Genomic DNA, 25,560 nt, shown 5'->3' with positions numbered 1-25,560 from the left:
GGCCTGGCCGAGACCCCCGGCGTCCTGGCCGTCCACCGCCCGCCTGGCGCCGCCCCCGGCCCCAAGATCCACATAGACCCGCACCGCTAGCCCGGAGCCCCGTACGGCCCCGCGCCGACCGGCCGAAGACCCCCGCACCGCTGGGCCGGAGCTCGCCGCAGTTCGTGCCGATGAAAGAGTAGGAAACTTGATGAAAGCGCCGGATTCCGCAGTCCTGGACACGGTGGAGGCCGCCGTGCCGGGTATCGCCCGTACCCGGGCCGGCGACCGGCTCGGCATGGCTCACGACGCCTCCCACTACCTGCTCACCCCGCAGGCCGTCCTGGTGCCGGAGAGCGCCGAGCAGGTCGCCGCGCTGCTGCGGACGGGCCTGCCGCTCACCTTCCGTTCCGGCGGCACCAGCCTGAGCGGGCAGGGCGTCAGCGAGCACCTGCTGGTGGACACGCGCCGGCACTTCCGCGGCATCGAGGTGCTGGACGGCGGCGAGCGCGTCCGCGTCCAACCCGGCGCGGTGCTGCGCCAGGTCAACGCCCGCCTGGCCCCCTACGGCCGCAAGCTCGGCCCCGACCCGGCCAGCGAGTCGGCGTGCACGATCGGCGGCGTGGTGGCCAACAACTCCAGCGGCATGACCTGCGGCACGCACGCCAACACGTACCGGACGCTGGAGTCGATGACGGTCGTGCTGCCCAGCGGCACCGTGATCGACACCGGCGCCCCCGACGCCGACGAGCGGCTGCGGGCGCTGGAGCCCGCGATCGTCGGCGGCCTGGCCCGGCTGCGCGACCGCGTGCGCGGCGACGCCGAGTCGGTGCGCCGCATCACCGCGCAGTTCTCGCTCAAGAACACCATGGGGTACGGACTCAACAGCCTCCTCGACCACGACTCGCCCGCGCAGATCCTCGCCCACCTGATCATCGGCAGCGAGGGCACGCTCGGCTTCGTCGCCGAGGCGGTCTTCCGCACGGTCCCCGCGCACCGCCTGGCCGCCACCGGCCTGCTCGTCCTGCCCACCCTGCGCGAGGCGATGGCCGCGATGCCGGAGCTGGTCGCCGCCGGGCCGGCCGCGGTCGAGCTGCTGGACGCCGAGTCGCTGCGGGTGGCCCAGACCGACCCCAAGGCCGACGACGTGCTGCGCTCCCTCGACGTCGCCGGGCACGCCGCGCTGCTGGTCGAGTGGCAGGAGTCCGACGCCGACCTGCTCACCGAGCGCGAGCGCGCCGCCGAGCGGGCGTTCGCCGGGCTGCGCCTGTCCGTCCCCGCCCGGCTCGGCAGGGAGGCCGGCGTCAGGGCCGCGCTGTGGCACATCCGCAAGGGTCTGTACGCCTCCGTGGCCGGCGCCCGCCCCAGCGGCACGACCGCCCTGCTGGAGGACGTCGCCGTTCCCGTGCCCGTGCTCGCGGACCTGTGCGACGACCTCACCGAGCTGTTCGCCAAGCACCGCTACGAGCGCAGCGTCATCTTCGGCCACGCCAAGGACGGCAACCTGCACTTCATGCTGAACGAGCGCTTCGGCACCGAGCTGCAGCGTTACGCCGACTTCACCGAGGACATGGTCGAGGCCGTGCTGGGGCGCGGCGGCACGCTCAAGGCCGAGCACGGCACCGGCCGCGTCATGGCCCCGTTCGTCCGCCGCCAGTACGGCGACGAGCTCTACGACGTCATGCGCGAGATCAAGCGCCTGTGCGACCCGGCGGGCACGCTCAACCCCGGCGTCGTGCTCACCGACCGCGACGACGCCCACCTGCGCGACCTCAAGCAGGTCGTCACCGTCGAGCCCGAGGTCGACCGCTGCGTCGAGTGCGGCTACTGCGAGCCCGTCTGCCCCAGCCGCGACCTGACCACCACCCCGCGCCAGCGCATCGTGCTGCGCCGCGAGATGGCCGCCGCCGAGGCCGCCGGCGATCACGCCCTGGTCCGGGCGCTGGAGGCGGACTACGGCTACGACGCCGTGGACACGTGCGCCGTCGATGGCATGTGCGCCACCGCATGTCCCGTCCTGATCAACACCGGCGACCTGACCAAACGGCTGCGCGCCGAACGCCACGGCCGCGCCGCGAAGCAGGGCTGGAACAGCGCCGCCAAGCACTGGGACGGCCTCACCCGCGCGATGAACCTGGCCCTGGACGCCGCCGCCGCGACCCCGCCCGCCCTTCCCGAGGCCGGCAGCCGGGCCGCCCGCGCGCTGGCGGGCCCGAAGACGGTGCCGCAGTGGACCCGCGACCTGCCCAGGGGCGGCACCCGGCGCCGCCCGGTCCCGGCCGCCGATCCCGACGCCGTCTACCTGCCCTCCTGCCTGAACACGATGTTCGCCCCCGCCGGCGACGGGCCCGGCGTCATGACCGCCTTCCAGCGCCTGGCCGCCCGGGCCGGCATCACGCTGCGCGTGCCCGCCGAGATCGCCGGGCTGTGCTGCGGCACCCCCTGGTCGTCCAAGGGGTACGCCGACGGCCACGAGACGATGGCCGGCCGCGTCCGCGACGCCCTCGCGCGGGCCACCCGCGACGGGCGCGTCCCGGTCGTCACCGACGCCGCCTCGTGCACCGAAGGGTACGCCCACCTCGTGCCCGATCTGAAGGTGCTCGACGCGGTCGCCTACACCGCCGAGCACCTCCTGCCCCGCCTCCCGGCCGCCCGCCGTCTGCCGTCGCTGGCCCTGCACCCCACCTGCTCCTCCACCCGGCTGGGCCTGGACGCCGCCATCGCGAGCATCGCGCGGGCCGTGGCCGAGGAGGTGGTGATCCCCGAGGGCTGGCAGTGCTGCGCCTTCGCCGGGGACCGCGGCCTGCTCCACCCCGAGCTCACCGCCTCCGCCACCCGCGCCGAGGCCGCCGCCGTGACGGCCGGGGACTTCGCGGCGCACGCCTCGGTGAACCGTACGTGCGAGCTCGGCATGACCCGCGCCACCGGAAAGCCGTACCAGCACCTGCTGGAACTCCTCGACCAGGCCACCGCCCCACCGTCCTGTCAGGCGGTCACCGTCCTGTCAGGCGGTCACCGGATCGCCGAGCCGGAGCCGGCCGGGCCCTCTGGGCACGAGGCGGATGCCGAACCACGTCTTGCCGTCCCGGAGGCGGTGCCGGGCGAGGGTCCTGAGCGGCTCCTTGCCCCTGGCGCCGGTGGCCGGGTCGATGGTGGTGACCGCGCATCGGTCGCACGCCTCCGAGACGCGGAAGTCCACCTCGCCGATCCTGACCTCCTTCCACGCGTCCTCGGCGTACGGCTCGCCGCCGTCCACGACCACGCTCGGCCGGAACCGCGCCATGTCGAGCGGTGTGTCGCCGCCGATCTGCTCGTCCAGGAGGCGGAGCGAGGCGGCGGACGTCAGCAGCAGCGGGGCGTCCCAGGCGAAACTGACCACCTCGCCGGGCAGGCCGCCGTGCGCGGGGTCGATGGCCCGGCGGCCGGGATCGTCCAGCCAGACGAGCCGGGCGGGCCGGCCGAGCAGTTCGGTGAACCAGGCGCAGGCGGCGTCATCGGCGGCGATCGCGCGATCCAGCCCGCTGAACGTCACGGGGACCGGCTCGCCCGTGGCCTTGGGGACCTCCAGATCGGGCCGGCCAGGGGCGGAGAGCAGCAGGCCGCCGCCGTCGAGGTTGCGCGCCAGGACCGAGACCATCCGGGGGTAGTCGCCCAGCCAGATGTGCGCACCTAGTTCGTCGACGACCGCCCACCGACGATCGCCGGCCAGCCCCCAGGGCTCCACGGCGACGTTCGCTACGGGCAACCCAGCCCCGGACTTAACCGGATAAATCCGGATATCGACCAGTCGCATGCCCGCATCGTAGATCGCCGCCTCGACGGTGGACAGCCTCCGGCCCCGCCGGATCCGGCCGCCGGACGGCCCCGGAGCCGCAGGGGCAGGAGCCGCGGGGGCCGGTGCCGGGCGGCCCGGCGGTCCTCAGATGCGGTCGCTGAGGGTGCTGAGCAGGTGTCCGAAGGCGCGGGTGGCCAGGCGGGGTGAGGCGGCGGCGTTCATCCGCATCACGTACTCGCTCTGCATCAGCGCCCGCGGACCCGACACCGCGAGGCCGTGCGTCGCCATCGTGGAGGCCAGGGCCGCGCGCCGTTTGCGCTTGGCGGAGTAGAGGCCGACCACCCGGGACGGATCGGGCACCGTGTCCAGACAGCTCACCAGGGTCGCCACGTCCTCCAGCGCCTGGTTCGTGCCCTGCGCCATGAAGGGCGGCATCCCGTGCGCGGCGTCCCCGAGCAGCACGCACCGGCCCGCGCCCCAGCGGGACGGCACCTTGTGCCGGGTGTGCGGGAACAGTTCGGCGTCGCCCTCACCCAGGGAGGCCAGCAGTTCCCCGACCGGCGCCGCCCAGCGACCGAACCGCCGGCGCAGCAGCCGCACCGGGTCGAGGGCGGGCGCCCCCGGCGCGTACGGCACGTCGAAGAACCACTGCATGAGCCCGTCGCCGGCCCCCATGTACCCGAAGTCGCCCTGCCGGCCGACCATCAGCGTCGTGACGGCCCCGGGGTCGAACGGCGCCGGCGTCAGCCCCTGCCAGATCGCCACCCCGGTCAGCGCCGCCTCGCCGTCGCCCAGCACCAGGGCGCGCACCCGCGAGCGCACCCCGTCGGCCCCCACCAGGAAGTCGCCGTCGTACTCCTGCCCCGCCTCGGTCCGCACCCGTACGCCGTCGCCGTCGGCCCGCAGGCCCGTGACCCGCGCCCCGAACCGGACGGTGCCCTCGGGCAGGACGCCCTCCAGCAGGCCGATCAGCGACGAGCGCGGGATCACCCTGGCCTCCGAGCCGAACCGCTCCGCCAGCGCCTCCAGGTCCATCTCCAGCACCTCGCGCCCCCGGGAGGTCCGTAACCGCAGCGTGGTCAGCCGCTGCCCGCTCCCCTCCAGGCCGACGCCCAGGTCGCGGAGGATGGCCGTGCCGTTGCACCACAGGGTGATGGCCCCGCCTCCGGTGCGCAGCCGCGGCGCCCGTTCCAGCACCACCACCTCGTGCCCCGCCGCGATCAGCCCCCGCGCGGCGGCGAGCCCGCTGATCCCCGCCCCTGCCACGATCACCCGCACGTCTGGCCCCCACTCATAGCTCTACTTATCGTAGTACTACGAGTTATAGAGCATTATCGGGTGAACGTCCACGAGCATGCTCAGGCCGCCTCCTGGCGTACGCTCGGAAGCGGCATGGGCGAACGGCATCTGACGATCGGCGAGCTGGCGAGGAGCACCGGCGTCGCCACCTCGGCGCTGCGTTACTACGAGGAGCTCGGCCTGATGCCGGCCCCCACGCGGATCTCCGGGCAGCGTCGCTACCCGGAGTCGGCCACGGCGCTCGTCGGCACGATCCTGCTGCTGCGCGACTGCGGGTTCACGCTGCACGAGTGCAAGGAGTTCCTCGCCACGCACACGCGCGGCGACGACTGGCGGGAGCTGATCCGGCGCAAGCTCGCCGAGCTCGACGAGCAGATCGCCAGGGCCCAGGTCGCCAGGCGGGCCGTCGCCCACGCGCTCGGCTGCCCGCACGACGAGCTGCCCGCCTGCCGCAACTTCACCGCCGCCCTGGAGGCCCGGCTGGCCGGGCTGCCCCTGGAAGAGGCCCACCCGCACTGACGCGGAAGACGCCCGCTCTCCCTGACCCGGAAGAGGCCCGCTTTCTGTGGTCAGTAGAGCCAGCGGTACGAGCGCACCACGTCCGCCGCGTCCCGGCCTGCGGCGCGGGCGGCGTCGGCCTCGCGTACCGCGACGAAGGCGCCGACCAGCTCCTCGCCCAGCGCCGCCCGGATGCGCTCGTTGGCCCGCAGTTCGGCGAGCTGCTGCTCGACTGTGACGGGCAGCAGGCGGATGCCGTGCGCCGCACGCCGGTCCTCGCTCCAGCCGCCGGGGTCCTCCTGCACCGGATCAGGCGGCGTGAGGCCGTCCTCGACGCCGGCGACGCCCGCCGCGATCACGGCGGCCAGCGCGAGATAGGGGTTAGCGGAAGCGTCGGACGGCTTGAGCTCGACGTTGGCGTGCCCGGCCCCGAGCAGGGGAGTGGCCGGTACGAACCGCAGCGACGCCTCCCGGTTCTCGATGCCCCAGAAGGTGTAGGCCCCGCACCAGTAGCCGGGCCGCCTGCGCTGCAGCGACGACAGGCTGGGCGCGGTGACGGCCACGATCGCGGGCAGGTCGCGCAGCAGGCCGGCCAGGTAGGCGCCGCCCTCGGCGGTCATGCCGCCGGGGCCGTCGCCGCCTGACAGCAGGTTGCTCCCCGCGCGGGACACCGACGTGTGCAGGTGCCAGCCGTTGCCCACCTGCCCGAGCGTGACCAGCGGCGCGAATCCGGCCCGCAGGCCGTGGGCGCGGGCCGCCGCGTGCACGGTCTGCCGCGCCAGCAGTTGCCGGTCGGCCGCGGTGACCGGGTCGGCGGGGGCGATGTTGAACTCGAACTGCCCGGGGCCGTACTCGCCGTGGAACTGGCCGACGGGGACGCCGTTGCGGTCGAGGTCGCGCAGCAGCTGCTCGGCGAAGGCGTCCACGGCGAGCATCTTGGCCGGGCCGTAGGAGGGGCCGTCGTAGACGGGACGCACGTCGCCGTCGCCGTCGTCGCTCGCCCGGCTGAGGTGGAACTCCATCTCGTAACCCGCCAGGAGGTCGAGCCCGAGCGCCGCGGCCCTGGCCACCTGCCGTTCCAGGACGCCTCGCTGGTCGTACGGCCACGCGGAGCCGTCGGCCGCCACCTGCCGCCCCGGCACCCACGCGAACCCGGGCTGCCCGGCGAGCCGGACGAGCCGGTCGGCGACGGGCATCAGCCGGATGTCGCCCGAGGGCGTGCCCAGCGGGGCGTGCTCGAAGGTGATGCCGTCGTGGGAGTCGAAGACCGCGAACAGCGGCGTGATCCCGACCCCGCGCTCGACGGCGGCGCCGTACTGGCCGGCCGGCACCGTACGGGAGCGGGGGATGCCGTTGTTGTCGGCCCACACGATCGTGACCCCGGCCACCCCGGCGGCGGCCGGATCCCCCCCGGAGGTGGCCGAATCCTGTCGGTCCGTTTCCGTCAGTCGTGCCCCGGAACCCACCACGTCCAGCATCGGCATTCCCCCCACGATCAGCCTGCTGACCTGGCCACTTTAACGCGGAACCCCCTGCGCGCACGGCGATACACGCGAAAACGATTTGAACGAGTGAGTACTCGCTCATTACGATTCGTCCCCATGACCAGAAGGCGAAGGGTGCCGGCCATGGCGCCTGAAGACCGCAGGGCCGCGCTCATCGCCGCCACCGTCCCGCTCCTGCGCGAACACGGCACCGCCGTCACCACCCGACAGATCGCCGAGGCCGCGGGCGTGGCCGAGGGCACGATCTTCGGCGTCTTCCCCGACAAGATCTCGCTGTTGCGCGCCGCCCTGATGGCCGCGTTCGACCCGGCGCCGGCGGTGGCCGCCCTGGCCTCCATCGGCACCACACTGGAGCTGCGCGCGCGGCTGTGCGCGGCCGTGTCGATGCTGCGCAAGGGCATGCACGCCAACGCCAAGCTGTACACCGCGCCCAAAACGCTGCTGGCCGACGACCCCGAGTTCGGCGAGCGCATGCTGGAGAGCCGCAGGCAGATCATGGAGGCCATCGCGGCCCTGGTCGAGCCCGACCGCGAGCGGCTGCGCCGCTCTCCTCACGCCACGGCACAACTGCTGCTCATGCAGGTCGCCGTCACCGTCCACCACGGCCTCGGCGGCCTCGGCGGAGACGACCTGGGCGGCATGGACGACGAGGAGATCGTCTCCGTGCTGCTCGACGGGCTGCTCGCGCGGCCCGATCTCACCCCTTTGACAGAAAGCCCCCACTGATGCTGCTCCGCCTGCTGCGGGCCCAGCTCAAGCCGTACGGAAAAGAGATCACGCTCGTCGTCCTCTTCCAGTTCGTACAGACGCTGGCCACGCTCTATCTCCCCACCCTCAACGCCGACATCATCGACGACGGCGTCGTCAAGGGCGACACCGGTTACATCATGCGCGTCGGGATGGTGATGCTGGCCGTCACGCTGGTCCAGATCGTCTGCTCGATCGTGGCCGTCTACTACGGCGCCCGCACCTCGATGGCCCTGGGGCGCGACATGCGGGCCGCGATCTTCCACCGGGTGCAGGACTTCTCCGCCCAGGAGGTCAGCCGGTTCGGGCCGCCGTCCCTGATCACCAGGACCACCAACGACGTGCAGCAGATCCAGCTGCTCGTGCTCATGACGTTCACGATGATGGTGGCGGCGCCGATCATGTGCGTCGGCGGGATCGTGCTGGCGCTGAATCAGGACACGACGCTGTCCTCGCTGCTGCTCGTCGTGCTGCCGCTGATGATCGCGATCGTGGGCACCATCGTGGTTCTGATGCGGCCGTTGTTCCGTACGATGCAGGAGCGCATCGACCGGATCAACCAGGTGCTGCGCGAGCAGATCACCGGCATCCGGGTGATCAGGGCCTTCGTCCGCGACCGGCACGAGCGCGAGCGCTTCGCGGTGGCCAACGAGCAGCTGACGGACGTGTCGCTGCGGGTCGGGCGGCTGATGGCGCTGATGTTCCCCACCGTCATGCTGGTCGTGAACCTGTCGAGCGTCGCCGTGGTGTGGTTCGGCGGCCACCGCATCGCCGACGGGAGCATGCAGGTCGGCGCGCTGACCGCGGTCATCTCCTATCTCATGCAGATTCTCATGTCGGTGATGATGGCCATGTTCATGTTCATGATGATCCCGCGGGCCGAGGTCTGCGCCGAGCGCATCGAGGAGGTGCTCGGCACCGAGCCGACCGTCCACCCGCCGGCCAGGCCCGTCACCCCCGACCGCCACATAGGCGAGCTGGAGCTGCGCTCCGTGGCCTTCCGCTACCCGGGCGCGGAGGCACCGGTGCTGAGCGACGTGAGCTTCACCGCGCGGCCCGGCCGGACGACCGCGATCATCGGCAGTACGGGCAGCGGCAAGACGACCCTGCTCAACCTCATCCCCCGCCTGTTCGACGCGACCTCCGGCGAGGTGCTGGTCGACGGCGTCAGCGTGCGCGACCTCGACCCCGCCGCGCTGGCCCGCGCGGTCGGGCTCGTCCCGCAGTCGCCCTACCTCTTCTCCGGCACCGTCGCCTCCAACCTGCGCTACGGCAAGCCCGACGCGACCGACGAGGAGCTGTGGCGCGCCCTGGAGGTGGCCCAGGCCCGCGAGTTCGTCGAGGCGATGCCCGGCGGCCTGGACGAGCCCGTCTCCCAGGGCGGCACGAACGTCTCCGGCGGCCAGCGCCAGCGCCTGGCCATCGCCAGGACCCTGGTGCACAGGCCCGAGATCTACCTCTTCGACGACTCCTTCTCCGCCCTCGACTACGCCACCGACGCCCGGTTGCGCGCGGCCCTGGCCGAGGAGATCACCGACGCCACCATCGTCATCGTGGCCCAGCGGGTGAACACCATCCGCGACGCCGACCGCATCCTCGTCGTCGAGGACGGCCGGATCGTCGGCAGCGGCGACCACGCCGAACTCATGAGCACGTGCCCGACCTACCGGGAGATCGTGCTGTCTCAGCTCACCGAACAGGAGGCCGCGGCGTGACCACCCAGGCGCCCCCGCGCCGTCCCCAGCCCGCGTTCGGCCCAGGCCGGATGATGAGCGGGCCCGCCGAGAAGGCCCTCGACTTCGGCGGCACCCTGCGCCGCCTGATCCGCCTGCTGCGCCCCGAGCGGGCGATGCTGGCCGTCATCCTGGCCCTCGGCACGGCCAGCGTGGCGCTGACCGTGTCCGGCCCCAAGATCCTCGGGTACGCCACCGACCTGATCTTCTCCGGCATCATCGGCGCCCAGCTGCCCGCCGGGAGCACCAAGGCGCAGGCCGTGGCCGGGCTGCGCGCCCGCGGCCAGGACACCTTCGCCGACATGGTCTCGGCGATGAGCGTCGTGCCCGGCCAGGGCATCGACTTCACCGCGCTGGCCCAGGTGCTGGGCTGGGTGCTGGCGGTCTACGTGCTGGCGGGGCTGCTCGGCATCGTGCAGTTCAGGCTCACCACGATCGTGGTCCAGCGGGCCGCGTCCCGGCTGCGCGAGCGGATCGAGGCCAAGCTGGGCCGGCTGCCGCTGAGCTACTTCGACGGCCAGCCGCGCGGCGAGATCCTCAGCCGCGCCACCAACGACACCGACAACATCGCCCAGTCGCTGCAGCAGACGATGAGCCAGCTCATCTCCTCGCTGCTGACGGTCATCGCGGTGCTGGTCGTCATGTTCTGGATCTCGCCGGTGCTCGCGCTCATCGCGCTGATCTCGGTGCCGCTGTCGGTCTACGTCACCGCCGTGATCGGCAAGCGGTCGCAGCCGCAGTTCATCAAGCAGTGGTCCTCCACCGGCAAGCTCAACGGCCACATTGAGGAGATGTACGGCGGCCACACGCTGGTCAAGGTGTTCGGCCGGCAGAAGGAGGCCGCCGACACCTTCGCCGAGCACAACCAGGACCTGTTCAACTCCAGCTTCAAGGCCCAGTTCATCTCCGGGATGATCCAGCCGGCCATGATGTTCATCGGCAACCTCAACTACGTGCTGGTCGCCGTGGTGGGCGGGCTCAAGGTGGCCTCGGGCTCCATCTCGCTGGGCGACGTGCAGGCGTTCGTCCAGTACTCGCGGCAGTTCAGCCAGCCGCTGACCCAGGTGGCCGGCATGGCGAACCTCGTGCAGTCGGGCGTCGCCTCCGCCGAGCGGGTCTTCGAGCTGCTCGAAGCCGAGGAGCAGTCGGCCGAGCCGGCCGAGCCCGCCAGGCCCGCGCAGGTGCGGGGACGGGTCGCGTTCGAGAACGTGTCCTTCCGCTACGCGCCCGACCGGCCGCTGATCGACGACCTGTCGCTGACCGTCGAGCCCGGCCAGACCGTGGCCATCGTCGGCCCGACAGGCGCCGGCAAGACGACGCTGGTCAACCTCGTCATGCGCTTCTACGAGGTGACCGGTGGGCGCATCACGCTGGACGGCGTCGACATCGCCGAGATGTCCAGGGAGGAGCTGCGCGCCAACATCGGCATGGTGCTGCAGGACACCTGGCTGTTCGGCGGCACCATCGCGGAGAACATCGGCTACGGGGCCGAGGACGCCACGAAGGAGCGGATCGAGGCCGCCGCGCGGGCCGCCCACGTGGACCGCGTCGCCCACACGCTGCCCGACGGCTACGACACCGTGGTCGACGAGGAGGGCAACACGGTCAGCGCGGGCGAGAAGCAGCTGATCACGATCGCCCGCGCGTTCCTGGCCGAGCCGGCCATCCTCATCCTGGACGAGGCGACCAGCTCGGTGGACACCAGGACCGAGGTGCTCATCCAGCGGGCGATGAGCTCGCTGCGCGAGGGGCGGACCAGCTTCGTGATCGCCCACCGCCTGTCCACCATCCGCGACGCCAGCCTGATCCTGGTCATGGAGAACGGGCGGATCGTCGAGCAGGGCACGCACGAGTCGCTGCTGGCGGCGGAGGGCGCCTACGCGCGGCTGTACTCGGCCCAGTTCGCCCAGGCCGCCGTGGAGGTCGACTGACACTCGTGCGGGCCGGCCCTGTGCGGGCCGACCGGCCTCGTGGGGCCGGCCGGCTTTGTGGAGGGCCGGCCTCGCAGGGGGGCCGATCAGTCGCCGAAACCGGTGAGCGTCACCTTGCCGACGGCCGTGCCAGACTCCATGATCCGGTGCGCCTCGCGCAGGTGGGCGGCGTCGATCCGGCCCAGGTCCCTGGTCGCCGTGGTGGTCAGCACACCCCGGTCCACCAGCCGGGCGACCTGGGTCAGGATGTGGTGCTGCGCGATCTGGTCGGGCGTGCCGAAGAGCGAGCGGGTGAACATCAGCTCCCAGTGGAACGAGATCCCCTTCGGCTTCAGCACCCCGACGGGCAGCGTGTCGTGGTCGTCGATCGCGACGATGCCGCCGAACGGCCTGAGCATCTCGGCGTACGCCGGCAGGTTCCGGTCCGTACCGGCGGTGCTGAAGACGAGATCGAGGCCGTCCGGCGCGACCCCGGCCACCTGCGGCGGCAGCGGCTCGTGGTGGTCGACCAGGTGGTGGGCGCCCATGCGCCGGGCGAACTCCACGGTCTCGGGACGCGAGGCGGTGCCGATCACCGTGAGCGCGGTGAGTGCCCCCGCGAGCTGCACCACCATCGAGCCGACGCCGCCCGCCGCCGCGGTGACCAGCAGCGCCCCGGTCCGCTCCAGCGGCGCGCGGCGCAGGCCCAGCCGCTCGAACAGGCCCTCCCACGCGGTCAGGGACGTCAGCGGCAGCGCGGCGGCCTCGGTGAAGGTCAGCGTGGCGGGCTTGCGGGCGACGAGCCGTTCGTCCACGACGTGGTACTGGGAGTCGCAGCCGGGACGGTCGAGCGCGCCCGCGTAGTAGACCTCGTCACCGGCCGCGAACAGCTCGGCCCGGTCGCCGGTCGCGACGACCGTGCCCGCCGCGTCCCAGCCGAGCACCTTGGGCTCGCCGCCCGGGTCGGAGCCCTGGCGCGTCTTGTAGTCGACGGGGTTGACCGCGACGGCCTCCACCCGGACGAGCAGGTCGGTCGGTCCCGGCTCGGGGACGGGCAACTCGACGTCCACCAGGCTCTCGCCGTCGTCCACCGGAAGGCTCTTCCGGTACGCGACCGCGCGCATTCTGCCGGCGTTTCCCTTCATGACGGATCCCCCCTCGATGGCCCCCGCGTCGGCGGACCGTGAGGCGTGTCCTGCCCGCGCGTCCTGCCCTCACACGGGATGCCTCCGGTCACGATGACCGCGAGATCCCCCCAGATGGGGGAGGACGGCGGTGTGCAGGGGCTTGTCGCGGGAAAGGAGGGGGTTTGTCGCTTCGCGGAGAGTTAGCCGGCCCTCACTTCGCGCAATAAATGCGGCATGACGGCAACCACGAAGAACTCCTGCTCCTGCGGACACGGATCATCCTGCTCATGTGCCGCCGGTTGCAGCTGCGGCTGCAACTCCTGACCCGCGCCGGGCGGCCGGGACGGATCGCCGGGATTCCTCCCGTGCTCTCGGCCGCTCGCCGCATCTCCCGCCGCCGTCGCGTGCGGGTATCGCTCTAGTACGCACGGCCGCGCGGGCCTGGTTCACTCTGATGCCGGACTGCCGTGGAGCCGGTCCGAGGCCGGATCGCCGCCCCACAATGGGGCCATGACCTACCCTCCACCTCAACATCCGCAAGATCCCCTGGCCGCGCGGGGCTCCACGGACGGCGGGCCGCAACCTGGTCCCGCCGCCCCATGGCCGGGCCACGGCCCCCGGTCGGCCGGCCAGAGCCCCGGCCGGCCCGGCAACGGCCCACAGCCCCGTCAGGGCGGCCCGCCCCCCGACTTCGGCACGCCCCGCTTACCCGGCCCGCCGGGCCCGTACGAGCAGCCGGACCAGTACGGCCGGTCAGGTCGGCACGGGCAGGCGGGCCCGTACGAGTCCCAGGACCGATACGGCCGGCCGGCTCGATACGGACAGCCCGACACCTACGGACAGCCCGACACCTACGGACAGCCCGACACCTACGGGCACGGCGATGCCTATGGGCGGGGGGACGCCTACGGGCGAGGGGACGCCTACGGGCAGGCGACCCAGTACGGGCAGGCCGATCTCTACGGGCTGCCCCAGCACGACTACGGCACGGCGCCCCGGCGCGGCAACACCCTGGTCATCGGCATGTCCATCGGCCTGGGCCTGATCCTGCTGGCCGGCGGCACGGTGGGCGCGGTGACCTACCTCGGCTCCCCGGAGCCCCCCGCCGCCCTGCCGAGCAGCGCGACCTCGTTCCCGACCACGGCCCCGTGGCAGTCCGACGCCCCCTCCGGCGAGCCCGGAGACGCGGCCGGCGAGGCGGCCGATGACGAGCCGTCGGGCGGGCCCGCGGACGAGGCGTCGGCCGGGGCCACGGACGAGCCGTCGGGCGAGCCGTCGGGGGAGCCGTCGGAGCCGGCCACCGACCCCACGGCCACCCCGCCCGCCTCCGGCCGCGCCCAGCCGGGCTCGCCGATCGCGCACACCGAGTTCGGCGACTGGAAGTTCGACGTGACCGGGATCAGGTTCTCCGCCGCCAAGGTCGCCGGCTGGACGTACGACAGCTGCGACCCCGTGGACGGGCGGGGCGTGCTGGCCAAGAACAAGTGCACGCGCGCCGTCCAGGTCGCCTACACCGCCTATCGCGGGCACCTCAAGGCGGTGCAGGTCATGATGATGTTCCCGACGGACGCGGCCGCGAAGGCCGCGGCGACCCGGCTGGCCAAGCTCTCCTCGAACGCGGTGAACATCCGCAGCGACATGACCTTCTCCACGTTCGCCTACGGGGCGATCCGGACTAACCCCACGAAGAAGTACGTGGTCGTCACCATCGTCACCGCGGACAAGACGGCCAAGGCCAGGGCCGAGAAGTTCCACCTCTACATGCAGGCCGACTCCATGAGCTACTTCCTGCTGCGCGACGTGACCGTCACCAGCTGACCCACCGGCCCGCGGGCTCCGGCCCGCGTGCGGGCGGGCCGGGAGGTCCGGAAACGGAAGCGCGGGCGATGGTCAGGTGCAGGCGTACCCGGACGGAAGGGCGGTGTCGCCGTTCGGGCGGCTCACCTGGAAGCCGACGCTGGTGGTGGCCGCCCCGGGGGCGAGCGAGCCGTTGTGGCCGGTGCTCCTGAAGGTCACGTTCTGCCCGCTGACGGTGGCGGTGACGTTCCACGAGCCGGTCAGCGTGTGCCCGGCCGGCAGCGTGAAGGTGACTGTCCAGCCGCTGATGGCGGACGTGCCGGTGTTGGTGACGGTCAGGGGCTGGACGACGTACCCGGTGGCCCACTGGGTCTGCACGGTGGCGAGGGCCGTGCAGACCCCGGTGGCGGGGCCGGGCCGGGTGGTGACCTGGACGGTGTCCGAGACCGGCGAGGTGTTGCCCGCGGCGTCCCGCGCCCTGACCTGGTAGCGGCAGGTGGTGTTCGGCGACAGCCCCGTGCCGCTGAACGAGGTCGTGGCCGAGGAGCCGGCCTGCGTGAACGTGCCGCCGGTGGCCCCGGGCGCGCGCAGCACGTCAGACCCGGTGACGCCGACGTCGTCGGTCGAGGCGGCCCAGGTCAGGGTGGCGCCGGTGGCGGTGACGCCGGACGCGGCCAACGTGCCGGGCGTGCTCGGCGCGGTCGTGTCGCCGGAGCCGCGCCGAGCGCAGGCGTCTGCCAGTCGCGCCACTCCGCCAGGTTGCCGGCCGCCCTGGACGAGATCCGCATGGCGCCGGGCGTGTTGCCCGTCCGCAGCAGGAACTTCTGGATGTGCTGCTGCAGCGGGGTGCGCCATTCGGGCCGGTTGGCGCAGTGGCTGCCGTCCTGCACGTCCGCCCAGTACGTGATGTTCTCGCCCGCCCCGAGCGCCTTGTACACCTCGGTCCCGCCCAGCGCCGCCACGCTCGCGGACCTGGGGCCGAGGTTGGTGATGTGCGGATTGTCCATGACGAACAGGCCGTGCGGCGCGACCATGGCCACGATCTGGTGGGTGTCCACGGGCAGCCGGGCCGGGCTGCCGGTGAAAGAGCTGAACGCGTCGCCCAGCCACGGCTGCTCGCCGTACGCGCTGCTCAGGCTCTGGGCGCCCTCCCCGGGGATGCCACGGAAGATCGGCGCGCCGGCGCTGCCCGACTCGATCGGCATGGTGAGCGCGATGCGCTGGTCGAAGGCGCCGGCCACGAAGGCGCCCTTGCCGAAGCGCGAGCAGCCGGTGACGCCGGTGGCGTCCGCCTTGAGCAGGTTGCCGCCCGACGGCTCGATGACGTCGATGATCCGGCTCACGCCCCAGCTCCAGGCGAGCAGCAGCCCGGTGCTGCTGGAGGAGCCGTAGATGGTGGAGAAGGCGCCCTGCTTGTTGCTGCGCGGCGTGCCCTCGCGGCCGACCGGGTAGGGGTCGCAGCTGATGACGGCGGCTCCGGCGGCCCTGATGGCGGCCGTGTCCGCGCCGAACCCGCCGATGACGACGACGGCGGGGAAGGGGCCGGTGCCGCTCGGCAGCGGGACGCTCGCCGAGAAGGTGGCGCTTCTGCCGTTGTGGCTCACGTTCACGGTGATGCCGGTGCTCGTGACCGTCCCCGTGACGCTCGACGGCTTGGGCGGCTTCTCTCCGTAGACGAACTTCCCGGCGAGCCGCCTGGTCTCCTCGCGCAGGCACCGCCAGTCGGCTCTGCTGGTGATGCGCGACCCGTTCAGCTTCCTGAACGGGTCGCGCAGCCGGGCGTTCGACGGCAGGGAGCCGGCGTCGGGCAGGCCGGGCACCACGCAGTCGGCGCCCTCGTTCTCGTCACCCGGAAACTAGCTGAAACTAGCGTTCCTCTCTCCGGAGGGACGGGATCACCAGGTGACCGGCAGCTCGTGCATGCCGTACACCGTCGAGTCCTCCTTGAACGCCAGCTGCTCCTCGGGAACGGCCAGCCGCAGCCCGGGCACCCGCCGCAGCAGCGTCTCGAAGACGATCTCCAGCTCCACCCTGGCCAGGTTCTGCCCCAGGCACTGGTGGGCGCCGTAGCCGAAGGCGAGGTGGTTGCGCGCGCCGCGGTCGATGTCGAAGCGCTGCGCGTCCGCGAACACCTCCGGGTCGCGGTTGCCGGCGTTGGCCAGCATGAACACCCCGGAGTTCGCCGGGATGACCGTGCCGCCGAGCTCCACGTCGGCCGTGGTCACCCGCACCATGGCGAACTCGGCGATGGTGAAGTACCGCAGCATCTCCTCGACGGCGTTCACCGTCTTGGCCGGGTCCGCGCGCAGCGCGGCCAGCGTCCCGGGGTCGCGCAGCAGCTGGTACGTGCCGAGCGAGATCATGTTGGCCGTGGTCTCGTGCCCGGCGATCAGCAGCAGGAACGCCAGGCTGAGCAGCGCCGGGCCGTCCACCGCGCCGTCCTTCTCGCGCTGCTTGGCGATCTGCCGCCCGAGCAGGTCGTCGGCGGGCTCCTGCTCCTTGGTCTTGATCAGCTTGTCCAGGTAGACGGCCAGCTCCAGGATGGCGTGCCGGCGCTCGTCCTCCGTGGCCCGGCGGTTCAGCAGCTGCGCCGAGTGGATCTGGAAGAAGTCGTGGTCGGCGTACGGCACGCCGAGCAGCTCGCAGATCACCAGCGAGGGCACCGGCAGCGCCAGCGCGCGCACCAGGTCGGCCGGCTTCGGGCCGTCGAGCATGGCGTCCAGGTGCTCGTCCACGATCTGCTGGATGCGCGGGCGCAGCGCCGCCATGCGCCGGACGGTGAACTCGCCGACCACGGCGCGCCGGGCGGGACCGTGCTCCGGCGGGTCCATCTCCAGCATCATCTTGGGCAGCGGCGACTCGGCCAGCCCGCTCCCGGTGTCCTCGGCCAGCCGCGGCATGCTCGGATGGCGGCGGTCGGCGGTGAAGCGCGGGTCGGTCAGGATCGTCCTGATGTCGTCGTAGCGGGCCGCGACCCATGCCTCGCCGCCTGTGGGCAGCGCGACCTTGGCGACCGGCTGCTCCCGCAGAAGACGCAGGTGCTGCTTGGGTGGGGCGTACGGGCAGCCGCGGGTGGTTTCGAGCGTCGCAGCGGGGTCAATCGTCAAAATTCTCCCCATTCGATGTGGTTTCTGACGGCAAAGATAACCTACAGATGTACGTTAACGCCTCGCTGTCGCGCCCCTGTCGCCCGCCCCGCCGAGGGCGACGGCGGCGATGAGCACACCGAGGAGGACCAGGGCGGCGTTGACCGCGACGGCGGCCCTGACGCCGTCCAGCACCGCCCCGGCGGTCACCACCCCCGCCGTGGTGGCGGTGACGATCGCCGACATGATCGGCGTGCCCATGGTGATGCCGACCTGCTGGGACATCGACGCCAGCCCGGTGGCCAGCCCCTGCTCCCGATCGGGCAGTCCCGCCGTGGCGGTGACCATGAAGCCCACGATGACCAGCATGTTGCCGACCCCGCCGAGGAAGGTGGCGGGCAGTTGCAGCCACAGCGAGGCCGGCGTACCGCCGAGGAACAGCAGGACGGCGGTGAAAGCCGCTTGCAGCAGCCCGCCGCCGACCAGCGCGGCCCGCGCGGAGGTGCGGCCGATGATCCTGGGGGCGAGCATGCCGCCGAGCACCGTCCCGAGGCCGAGCAGGGCGAAGGAGGCCCCGGCGGCCAGGGCGGAGAAGCCGAGCGTCTTCTGCATGTAGAGGGTGAGCAGGTACACCAGCGACGTCTCGGTCACGAACGCCAGCAGGCCGAGCACGTTGCCCCAGGCCACGGTGCGCTTCTTCAGCACGTGCAGGGGGATGAGCGGCTGCGCCGCCCGGCTCTCGGCCGCGTAGAAGACCACCAGCAGGACGGCGCCGGCGAGCAGGCCCGCGAGCGTGGCGGGATGGGTCCAGCCGTGCTCGCCCGCCCGGGTGAGGCCGTAGACCAGGGCGAGCAGGCCCAGGGTGACGGACAGCGCGCCGGGCAGGTCGATCCTGGGCCGGCCGGCCGGGCGCGACTCCTTGATGGCAGCGGGCGCGACCAGCAGGACGGCGAGCGCGACGGGCACGTTGACGAAGAAGGCCCAGCGCCAGGAGAGCAGGTCCGTCAGGACGCCGCCGAGGATCGCGCCGGTGGTGAACCCGGCCGACATCAGGGCGCCGTTCAGCCCGAGCGCCTTCTGCCGCAGCGGCCCCTCGGGGAAGGCGGTGGTGAGCAGGGCCAGGCCGGCCGGGGTGGCGGCGGCCGTCGCGAGCCCCTGGGCGACGCGGGCGGCGATGAGGACCTCGGGGGTCGGCGCGAGGCCGCCGGCGAGGGAGGCCAGGCCCAGCAGGGCGAGACCGGCGAGGAAGATCCGCTTGCGGCCGACGAGGTCGCCGACCCGGCCGAAGAGCAGGGTGAACCCGGCCGCCGACAGGGCGAAGGCGGTGGCGATCCACTGCAGGTTCGCCAGGGAGAAGCCGAGGCCGTCACCGATGAGGGGGAGGGCGACGTTCAGGATCGAGAAGTCGACGGCGAGCGTGAACTGGGCGACCAGCAGGACCGCGAGGACGACCTTGAGCCGGCCGGTGAGCCGTGGTGGCGGCGCGGGGGTGGTTCCGTCGGCGGAGGTGGAGGCGAGGGTGGACATGACGGGACGTCCTTCCTGGACATGGGGGAGTTGCCGGACACGGAGCCGTCCTTAACGGGTCTCTGGTTCCGTTAGGGTGAATGTAGCACCGTGATGGCTGTTAATGGAACTAGAGTCCCGATAAGGAGTCCTGTATGGCCGACGACGTGCCGCCGCGCGGGGCCGTCCGTCCCGGCGGGCGTACGGCGCGCGTGCGCGAGTCCGTGCTGCGGGCCGCCGCCGACACCCTGGTGGAGAAGGGGTTCGACGCGCTCGACCTGGCCGAGATCGCCCGGGTCGCGGAGGTGGGCAAGACGACCGTCTACCGCCGCTGGGGCAGCCCGGGGGCGCTCGCCGCCGACCTCCTCGACGACATGGCCGCGCAGTCCCTGCCCCGGTCCAGGGCCGGGAACGTCCGCGACGACCTGCGGGAGAACGCGCTTCTGGTCGTCAAGACCCTGACAGATCCGCGCCAGGGGCGGCTGTTCAAGGCGCTCATCGCCGCCTCGCTCTGCGACGAGCAGGCGGCCATGGCGCTGCGCCGCTTCTACGCCGTGCGCATCGACGAGTGGGCCGGCTGCGTCGCGGACGCCGTCGAACGGGCCGAGCTGCCCCCGGGGACCGATCCCCGGCGCGTGATCGCCGGGGTCTCCGCGCCCCTGTACTACGCGCTGCTCAACACCGGCGAACCTCTGGACGAGGCGGCGGCCGGCCGGGCGGCGGAGGCGGCGCTCGCCGCCGCGCGGGCTGGGGTGTGGGCGGGGTGATGGCGCATTGTGCGCTTTACCGGGTAAGCGCATCAAGGGGACCGGCGCACGGGGGTGTCACGGGCTGAGGTTCCGTGCTGGACTGAAACGGTCTAGACAGGTTCAGGGGCGGCTCGGTACGTTGATCAGGACTTATCGGGACATTTGCCCCATTCTCATGATTGAGGAGCAGGACTTGGCGAAGCAGAGCACGTCGTTGCACTCGGGATGGACGCTCCGCCTGGCGGGTGGTGAGGCAGCCGCCGGCCGGCTCACGAACGAGGCCGTGCCGGCCCGGGTGCCCGGCTGCGTGCACGCGGACCTTCTGGCGGCGGGGCTGATCCCGGATCCGTACGAGGGGCTCAACGAGCTGGAGGTGGCCTGGGTCGGCCGGGCCGACTGGCGCTACGAGACGGCGCTGGCGGCGGCGCCGGCCGGTTTCGAGCGTACGGACCTGGTCTTCGACGGGCTCGACACGGTCGCCAGAGTGCTGCTGGACGGGGAGGAACTGGGCCGGACCAGGAACATGCACCGTTCGTACCGGTTCGACGTGACCGGACGCGTACGGGAGGGCTCGGTCCTGTCGGTGCTGTTCACCTCCGCGTACACCGAGGCCGAGGCGCAGCAGGAACGGCTGGGCGCGCGGCCGAACGCCTACGCGGAGCCGTTCAACTTCGTCAGGAAGATGGCCGCCAGCTTCGGCTGGGACTGGGGACCCACGCTCGTCACCGCCGGCATCTGGCGGCCCGTCCGGCTGGAGAGCTGGAGCACCGCCCGCCTGGCGCAGGTCAGACCCCTGGTCACGGTCACCGGCGGAACCGGAAGCGGCGATGGCAGGATCGAGGCGCACGTCGAGCTGGAACGCACCGAGACCGGCGCCGGTCGCGAGCTGACGCTGACGATCGAGGCGGGAGGCCAGACGGCCACCCAGACGGTCCCCGCCGGCGCGGGCAGCGCCGTGGCGGCCTTGGAGATCCCCGCGCCGGACCTGTGGTGGCCGCGCGGGCATGGCGGCCAGCCCCTGTACGAGTGCGCGGTGGTCCTGTCCGACGCCACCACCGGCCAGGTCCTGGACACCTGGCGGCGGCGCGTCGGCTTCCGCACGATCGAGCTCGACCGGAACCAGGACGAGCACGGCACCGCGTTCACCTTCCGCGTCAACGGCCGGCCGATCTTCGCCCGCGGCGTCAACTGGATCCCCGACGACGCCCTGCCCGCCCGCCTCACCCCCGAGCGCTACCGGCACCGGCTCACCCAGGCCGCCGAGGCGGGCGTCGACCTGGTCCGCGTCTGGGGCGGCGGCATCTACGAGGACCACGCCTTCTACGACGCCTGCGACGAGCTGGGCCTGATGGTGTGGCAGGACTTCCTGTTCGCCTGCGCCGCCTACCCGGAGGAGCAGCCGCTGCGCGGCGAGGTCGAGGCCGAGGCGCGCGAGAACGTCGTCAGGCTCGCCCCCCACCCCAGTCTGGTGCTGTGGAACGGCAACAACGAGAACCTGTGGGGCTTTCGCGACTGGGGCTGGGAGCGGGAGCTGGCCGGCGCCAGCTGGGGCGAGGGCTACTACCTCGGGCTGCTGCCGCGCGTGGTGGCCGACCTCGACCCGACCCGCCCGTACCAGGCGGGCAGCCCCTGGTCCGGCTCATGGGACCGTCATCCCAACGACCCGGCGCACGGCCCGTCCCACTTCTGGGAGGTGTGGAACCGGCGCGACTACAGCGGCTACCTCGACGACGTGCCGCGCTTCGCCGCCGAGTTCGGCTGGCAGGCGCCGCCCGCGCACGCCACGCTGCGCGAATGGCTCGGCGACGACCAGCTCGACGCCGCCTCGCCCGCCATGCTGCACCACCAGAAGGCCGAGGACGGCAACGGCAAGCTGAACCGGGGCCTGGCCCACCACTTCACAGCGCCGGCCGGCTTCGACCACTGGCACTACCTCACCCAGGTCAACCAGGCCCGCGCCATCGCGACCGGCGTCGCGCACTGGCGCTCCCACTGGCCGCTCTGCGCGGGCACCGTCGTCTGGCAGCTGAACGACTGCTGGCCGGTCACCTCGTGGGCCGCCGTCGACGGCCAGGCCCGGCCCAAGCCGCTCTATTACGAGCTGCGCCGCCTGTACGCCGACCGGCTGCTGACCTTCCAGCACCGGGACGACGCCCGCGTGCTCGCCGTCGACAACCAGTCGCCCGAGCCGTGGCGGGGCAGCGCGCTCGTCCGCAGGCTGCGCGCGGACGGGACGGCGCTGGCGGAGGAACGGGTGCCGTTCGACGTGCCCGCGCGCACGGTGGCGCTGCTGCCCCTGACGGTCGCCGAGTTCAAGGACGCGAGCGAGGAACTGCTGGTGGCGGAGGCGGACGGGCTGCGCGACGTCGTGCTCGGCCGCCCGGACAAGGACTTCGCCTACCCGGCTCCCGACCTCGACCTGCGGCTCGACCCCTCGGGCGATACGCTCGGCGTCGTGATCACCGCCCGCGCCTTCGTCCGCGACCTGCTGCTGCAGGCCGACCGGCTCGCGCCCGGCGCGGTGGCCGATCGCGGGCTGGTCACGCTGCTGCCCGGCGAGACCGTCACGATCACCGTGACCGGCCTGGACGCCCGGGGATCCGACGAGGCCGAGGTGCGGTCGGCGCTGTTCAGCGTCAACGCGGCGGAGGAGGCCGCCCGGCCATGACGCGCGCCGCCCGGCAGGCGGGCAAGGTGACGATCGCCGAGGTCGCCCAGCTGGCCGGGGTGTCCAAGGGCTCGGTATCGCTGGCCATGAACGACAAGCCGGGCGTCTCCGCCGCCACACGGCAGAAGGTGCGCGAGGCCGCCCGCGAGCTGGGCTGGCTGCCCAACCAGGCCGCCAGATCGCTCTCGTCGGCCACCACGCAGGTGAGCAACGTGGGCCTGGTCATCGCCCGGCCGGCCCGCATGCTCGGGCTCGAACCGTTCTACATGGAGTTCGTCTCCGGGATCGAGAGCGTGCTGGCCGAGCGGTCCCACTCGCTGCTGCTGCGGCTCGTACGGGATGTGCAGGAGGAGATCGAGGTCCTCGACGGATGGGGCCGCAGCAAGCAGATCAGCGGCTCCATCATGGTCGACTTCACCCTCGACGACCCGCGCGTCGCCGCCGTGGCGGCGCTGGGCCTGCCGGTGATCGCCGTCGGGCATCCGTCACTGACCGGCGGGCTGCCGTCCGTCTGGACCGACGACGCCGCGGCCGTCACCGAGGCCGTCCGCTACCTGGCGGCGCTCGGCCACCGGCGCCTGGCCCGCGTGGGCGGCCCCGCCAGGCTCGGGCACACGGCGCTGCGCAGCGAGGCGTTCACCCGGGCGGTCGCGGACCTGGACCTTGAACCCGCCCGCATCCTGACCACCGACTTCTCGGGCGAGCAGGGCGCCCGCGCCACCCGCGCGCTGCTCTCCTCCGCCCGGCGGCCCACCGCGATCCTGTACGACAACGACATCATGGCCGTGGCCGGCCTGTCGGTGGCCACCGAGATGGGCGTGCCCGTGCCCGCCGATCTGTCCCTGCTGGCCTGGGACGACTCCCAGCTCTGCCGGCTCACCCATCCGCCGCTGTCGGCCATGAGCCACGACGTGTTCGCCTTCGGCGCCGAGGTCACGCGCCGCCTCATGGACCTCGTCGGCCGGGGCGAGACGGAGCACGGCCCCGCACCGACCCCCGTCCTCGTCCCCCGAGGCACCACCGCCAGATCCCACTGACCGCCCGCCCGGTCCGCCTGGTCCACCCGCCCGTCCGCCCGGGCGCCCCGCCCGGCCGCCGTGGCGGAGCCGGCGCTAGCGTGGCGGGCCGGCGGCGATGGTGGCTCGGGCGTCCTCGACGCCGCCGCGCCACCAGCCCATCGCCTCCACCCACCACGTCATCCCCGCCGCCGCGTACCCGTCGACCAGCCCGTCCGCCGCACGCCCCTCCAACGCGATGTCGAAGCCGTCCAGCGAGCCCCGCTGCTCGGCCAGGAAGTCCACCACCCGGGCGAACTCGGAGACGGGCACCGGCGGCAGCTCCTGCCCGTACTCGTGGAAGGTCGGCATCGCGCCGTCCCACCGGGCCGCCCGCCGGAAGCCGGCCTTGGTCGGCCACCGCCCCGGGCACCAGATCGGGACGCGCGGGCGCTGGACCGGCGACGGCGGCAGCTCCTTCCACAGCCGCGTCAGCTGCTCCAGGCCCCGGTCCAGCTTGGCAGCACGGACCTTCAAGTCGGGGTCCTCGCCGAAGTCGGAGTATTCGGCGTCGACCGATCCGAGACCCGCGCCGACGACCAGCCGCCCCCCGGACAGCACGTCCAGCGTCGCGGTCTCCTTCGCCACCATCTGCACCCGCCGCCGGGGCAGCGCCGTCATCAGCACGCCGATCCTGACCCGGCTGGTACGGGCCGCGATGGCCGACAGCACCACCGTCGGGTTGACCACGGGCCAGTCGCGGTCGTGGTAGAGCAGATGGTCCCAGAGATAGACGCCGTCCCAGCCCCGTTCCTCGGCCGCCACGGCGAGCTCGACCAACACCTGAGGATCCCCGAACTCACCGAGGTTCGGCAGCCCGACCGCGAAGCGCACCATGCGCCCCAGGCTACGCGATCACACCCCGGTGATCGCGGAACGGCGCGGCGACCCCGGCCCGGCGATCAAGGTCCTGGCCTGCGCCGGGGCAGCCCCCCCATGAACACCCCCCCATGGACGCGGGCGAGCCCCCTCCCCGGCAGGGGAGAGGGCTCGTCACCCGACAGGCGCTCTACGGGATCTTGTACTCCTGCGCCTTGCCGCAGTACCCGATCCCGATCGGCGAGTTGCTCCGGCGGCACACCTGCACGACCACCCGGTCGATGGTGCGCACCGACCCCCTGTCGGACAGCGAGAACGCGAACTTGACCTGCTCGTCGTCCGCCTTCTGCGTGACGCTGTCGATCAGGTCGCTGCCTCGGTAGGCACTGAAGGTGGCCAGGGAGTGCATGTCGTCGGGCGTGCAGATGGTCGGGGTGGCTTCGTCGGAGAGTAATCCTTCGACGTCGACGCGGGGCCGGATCACCGGCCCGTCGTACCGTTCGATCTGACCCTCCGTGAACCCGCGGCGGCACGAGTCGCCCGAGTCAGCGGAGAAGGGGACAGCCTGGGCGGCGGCGGCCAGGGCGGGCGGGGCCGCCAGAAGCCCGGCGGCGAGCACGGTACTCATCGTCAACCCGGCGAGCAGACGCACGATTTCACCTTCCGTTGGGTGCTGGATTCCGCCACCCATCGTGAGCAGCGCCCGCCTTCCTGCCAGTGCCCGCCGTTACAGCCAGGCCCCTAATTCACGGAACGTCCCGACGGGGAAGGCACAGGTCCGGCGCTCCGGCTTCACGATTCCCGCACAAAACCACATTGATCGGCGCCTTTTTCCCACCACCATGGAACGCGCTCACCCACACGGCGACGTTTCCCCCAATTCACGATGGGATGACAGATGACCGACACGTTGCACGACCTGCGCACCCTCGTCAGCGGCCGGGTGCTGCTCTCAGGGGACGACGGGTTCGACGAGGCCGGGCGTCCCCGGAACCGGGCCGTCGAGCACCCCGTTCCCGCCGTGGCCGAGGCGCCCGACGCCGCCGACGTCGCGGCCGTGGTCCGCTTCGCCCGCGCCCGCGGCCTGGCCGTCGCGGTCCAGCCGAACGGTCACGGCGCCACGACGAACCTCGGCGGGCCATCCTGCTGCGCACCCGCCGCCTGGACTCCGTCGAGATCGATCCGGCCGCCCGCCGGGCCCGCGTCGGCGCGGGCGTGCCCTCGGGCCTCCTCCAGGCCGCCGCGGCGGCGCACGGCCTGACCGGCCTGCCCGGCCGCTCCCCGGTCGTCAGCGTCGCCGGGGGCGC

20 protein-coding genes and 1 pseudogene are annotated in these 25,560 nt (G+C 72.7%); 10 read left to right on the top strand and 11 right to left on the bottom strand.

Translation table 11 applies throughout. The features are described from left to right. Positions 1-190: 190 nt before the first annotated feature. Positions 191-1,984: pseudogene (locus tag ABFX54_RS57290) on the top strand (FAD-binding oxidoreductase); the annotation flags it as partial. A gap of 999 nt (positions 1,985-2,983) precedes the next feature. On the opposite strand, the gene ABFX54_RS57285 reads toward ABFX54_RS57290, so the two are convergent. Further along, positions 2,984-3,772: an MOSC domain-containing protein gene (locus ABFX54_RS57285; protein ID WP_428834654.1), complete on the bottom strand. Its 789-nt coding sequence runs from the start codon at positions 3,770-3,772 to the stop codon at positions 2,984-2,986. Positions 3,773-3,898: 126 nt separating this feature from the next. Beyond that, on the bottom strand, positions 3,899-5,032 hold the full coding sequence (locus tag ABFX54_RS48665) for an FAD-dependent oxidoreductase (RefSeq protein WP_346113961.1): 1,134 nt from the start codon (positions 5,030-5,032) through the stop codon (positions 3,899-3,901). Positions 5,033-5,092: 60 nt separating this feature from the next. On the opposite strand from ABFX54_RS48665, the gene ABFX54_RS48660 reads away from it, so the two are divergent. After that, positions 5,093-5,572 carry a MerR family transcriptional regulator gene (locus tag ABFX54_RS48660; RefSeq protein ID WP_346113960.1) on the top strand — a complete coding sequence of 160 codons (480 nt, stop codon included), beginning with the start codon at positions 5,093-5,095 and terminating at the stop codon, positions 5,570-5,572. Positions 5,573-5,622: 50 nt separating this feature from the next. On the opposite strand, the gene ABFX54_RS48655 is transcribed toward ABFX54_RS48660, so the two are convergent. Continuing rightward, the gene (locus ABFX54_RS48655; RefSeq protein ID WP_346113959.1) at positions 5,623-7,035 is read right to left on the bottom strand and encodes a type I glutamate--ammonia ligase; all 1,413 of its coding nucleotides are present in this window, start codon (positions 7,033-7,035) and stop codon (positions 5,623-5,625) included. 144 nt (positions 7,036-7,179) lie between these two features. On the opposite strand from ABFX54_RS48655, the gene ABFX54_RS48650 reads away from it, so the two are divergent. From ABFX54_RS48650 to ABFX54_RS48640, 3 genes are read left to right on the top strand one after another with little or no spacing between them, the layout of a single operon-like run. Next, entirely contained in the window at positions 7,180-7,782 is a 603-nt protein-coding gene (locus ABFX54_RS48650) for a TetR/AcrR family transcriptional regulator (protein ID WP_346113958.1), read from the top strand. Further along, complete coding sequence (locus ABFX54_RS48645) at positions 7,782-9,518, top strand: ABC transporter ATP-binding protein (RefSeq protein WP_346113957.1); 1,737 nt, start codon at positions 7,782-7,784, stop codon at positions 9,516-9,518. The genes ABFX54_RS48650 and ABFX54_RS48645 overlap by 1 nt, the downstream gene beginning before the upstream one ends. Continuing rightward, positions 9,515-11,467, top strand: a complete 1,953-nt coding sequence (locus ABFX54_RS48640; protein WP_346113956.1) for an ABC transporter ATP-binding protein — start codon at positions 9,515-9,517, stop codon at positions 11,465-11,467. The genes ABFX54_RS48645 and ABFX54_RS48640 overlap by 4 nt, the downstream gene beginning before the upstream one ends. Before the next feature lie 86 nt (positions 11,468-11,553). Here the strand turns inward: ABFX54_RS48640 and ABFX54_RS48635 are convergent, their stop codons facing one another. Then, positions 11,554-12,591 carry a zinc-binding alcohol dehydrogenase family protein gene (locus tag ABFX54_RS48635; protein WP_346113954.1) on the bottom strand — a complete coding sequence of 346 codons (1,038 nt, stop codon included), beginning with the start codon at positions 12,589-12,591 and terminating at the stop codon, positions 11,554-11,556. A gap of 492 nt (positions 12,592-13,083) precedes the next feature. Here ABFX54_RS48635 and ABFX54_RS48630 point away from each other — a divergent pair, with 492 nt between their 5' ends. Beyond that, positions 13,084-14,391: a hypothetical protein gene (locus ABFX54_RS48630; protein ID WP_346113953.1), complete on the top strand. Its 1,308-nt coding sequence runs from the start codon at positions 13,084-13,086 to the stop codon at positions 14,389-14,391. Between the two features lie 72 nt (positions 14,392-14,463). Here ABFX54_RS48630 and ABFX54_RS48625 read toward each other — a convergent pair whose 3' ends face one another. The 4 genes from ABFX54_RS48625 to ABFX54_RS48610 form a co-directional block, all read right to left on the bottom strand. Further along, positions 14,464-15,048: a cellulose binding domain-containing protein gene (locus ABFX54_RS48625; RefSeq protein ID WP_346113952.1), complete on the bottom strand. Its 585-nt coding sequence runs from the start codon at positions 15,046-15,048 to the stop codon at positions 14,464-14,466. Next, positions 15,009-16,193: a glucuronyl esterase domain-containing protein gene (locus ABFX54_RS48620; protein WP_346113950.1), complete on the bottom strand. Its 1,185-nt coding sequence runs from the start codon at positions 16,191-16,193 to the stop codon at positions 15,009-15,011. Before ABFX54_RS48620 ends, ABFX54_RS48625 begins: the two co-directional genes overlap by 40 nt. 72 nt (positions 16,194-16,265) lie before the next feature. Then, the gene (locus ABFX54_RS48615) at positions 16,266-17,477 is read right to left on the bottom strand and encodes a cytochrome P450 (protein WP_346113949.1); all 1,212 of its coding nucleotides are present in this window, start codon (positions 17,475-17,477) and stop codon (positions 16,266-16,268) included. Positions 17,478-17,531: 54 nt separating this feature from the next. Then, a complete protein-coding gene (locus ABFX54_RS48610) occupies positions 17,532-18,983 on the bottom strand; it encodes an MFS transporter (protein ID WP_346113947.1) in 1,452 nt (483 codons plus the stop codon). A 134-nt stretch (positions 18,984-19,117) separates the two neighbouring features. Here ABFX54_RS48610 and ABFX54_RS48605 point away from each other — a divergent pair, with 134 nt between their 5' ends. The 3 genes from ABFX54_RS48605 (at position 19,118) to ABFX54_RS48595 (ending at position 23,416) form a co-directional block, all read left to right on the top strand. Next, the gene (locus tag ABFX54_RS48605) at positions 19,118-19,729 is read left to right on the top strand and encodes a TetR/AcrR family transcriptional regulator (RefSeq protein WP_346113946.1); all 612 of its coding nucleotides are present in this window, start codon (positions 19,118-19,120) and stop codon (positions 19,727-19,729) included. 175 nt (positions 19,730-19,904) lie between these two features. Further along, positions 19,905-22,379 carry a glycoside hydrolase family 2 protein gene (locus ABFX54_RS48600; protein ID WP_346113945.1) on the top strand — a complete coding sequence of 825 codons (2,475 nt, stop codon included), beginning with the start codon at positions 19,905-19,907 and terminating at the stop codon, positions 22,377-22,379. After that, a complete protein-coding gene (locus ABFX54_RS48595; RefSeq protein ID WP_346113944.1) occupies positions 22,376-23,416 on the top strand; it encodes a LacI family DNA-binding transcriptional regulator in 1,041 nt (346 codons plus the stop codon). The genes ABFX54_RS48600 and ABFX54_RS48595 overlap by 4 nt, the downstream gene beginning before the upstream one ends. A 75-nt stretch (positions 23,417-23,491) precedes the next feature. Here the strand turns inward: ABFX54_RS48595 and ABFX54_RS48590 are convergent, their stop codons facing one another. The 3 genes from ABFX54_RS48590 to ABFX54_RS48580 form a co-directional block, all read right to left on the bottom strand. Beyond that, positions 23,492-24,271, bottom strand: coding sequence for an LLM class flavin-dependent oxidoreductase (locus tag ABFX54_RS48590; protein WP_346113943.1), 780 nt, complete (start codon positions 24,269-24,271; stop codon positions 23,492-23,494). 172 nt (positions 24,272-24,443) lie between these two features. Beyond that, positions 24,444-24,905, bottom strand: a complete 462-nt coding sequence (locus ABFX54_RS48585; protein ID WP_346113942.1) for a hypothetical protein — start codon at positions 24,903-24,905, stop codon at positions 24,444-24,446. A gap of 300 nt (positions 24,906-25,205) precedes the next feature. Continuing rightward, the gene (locus tag ABFX54_RS48580; protein ID WP_346113965.1) at positions 25,206-25,367 is read right to left on the bottom strand and encodes a hypothetical protein; all 162 of its coding nucleotides are present in this window, start codon (positions 25,365-25,367) and stop codon (positions 25,206-25,208) included. A gap of 26 nt (positions 25,368-25,393) precedes the next feature. On the opposite strand from ABFX54_RS48580, the gene ABFX54_RS48575 reads away from it, so the two are divergent. Then, positions 25,394-25,560, top strand: a 167-nt coding sequence (locus ABFX54_RS48575) for an FAD-binding protein (RefSeq protein WP_346113964.1), incomplete at its 3' end; no start/stop codon positions are given.

Origin of the sequence: Nonomuraea maheshkhaliensis, from assembly GCF_039529435.1 — a bacterium.
Taxonomy (GTDB): Bacteria; Actinomycetota; Actinomycetes; order Streptosporangiales; family Streptosporangiaceae; genus Nonomuraea; species Nonomuraea maheshkhaliensis.
The sequence above is the reverse complement of the archived record's forward strand: the minus strand, read 5'-3'. Positions and strand labels throughout refer to the sequence as shown.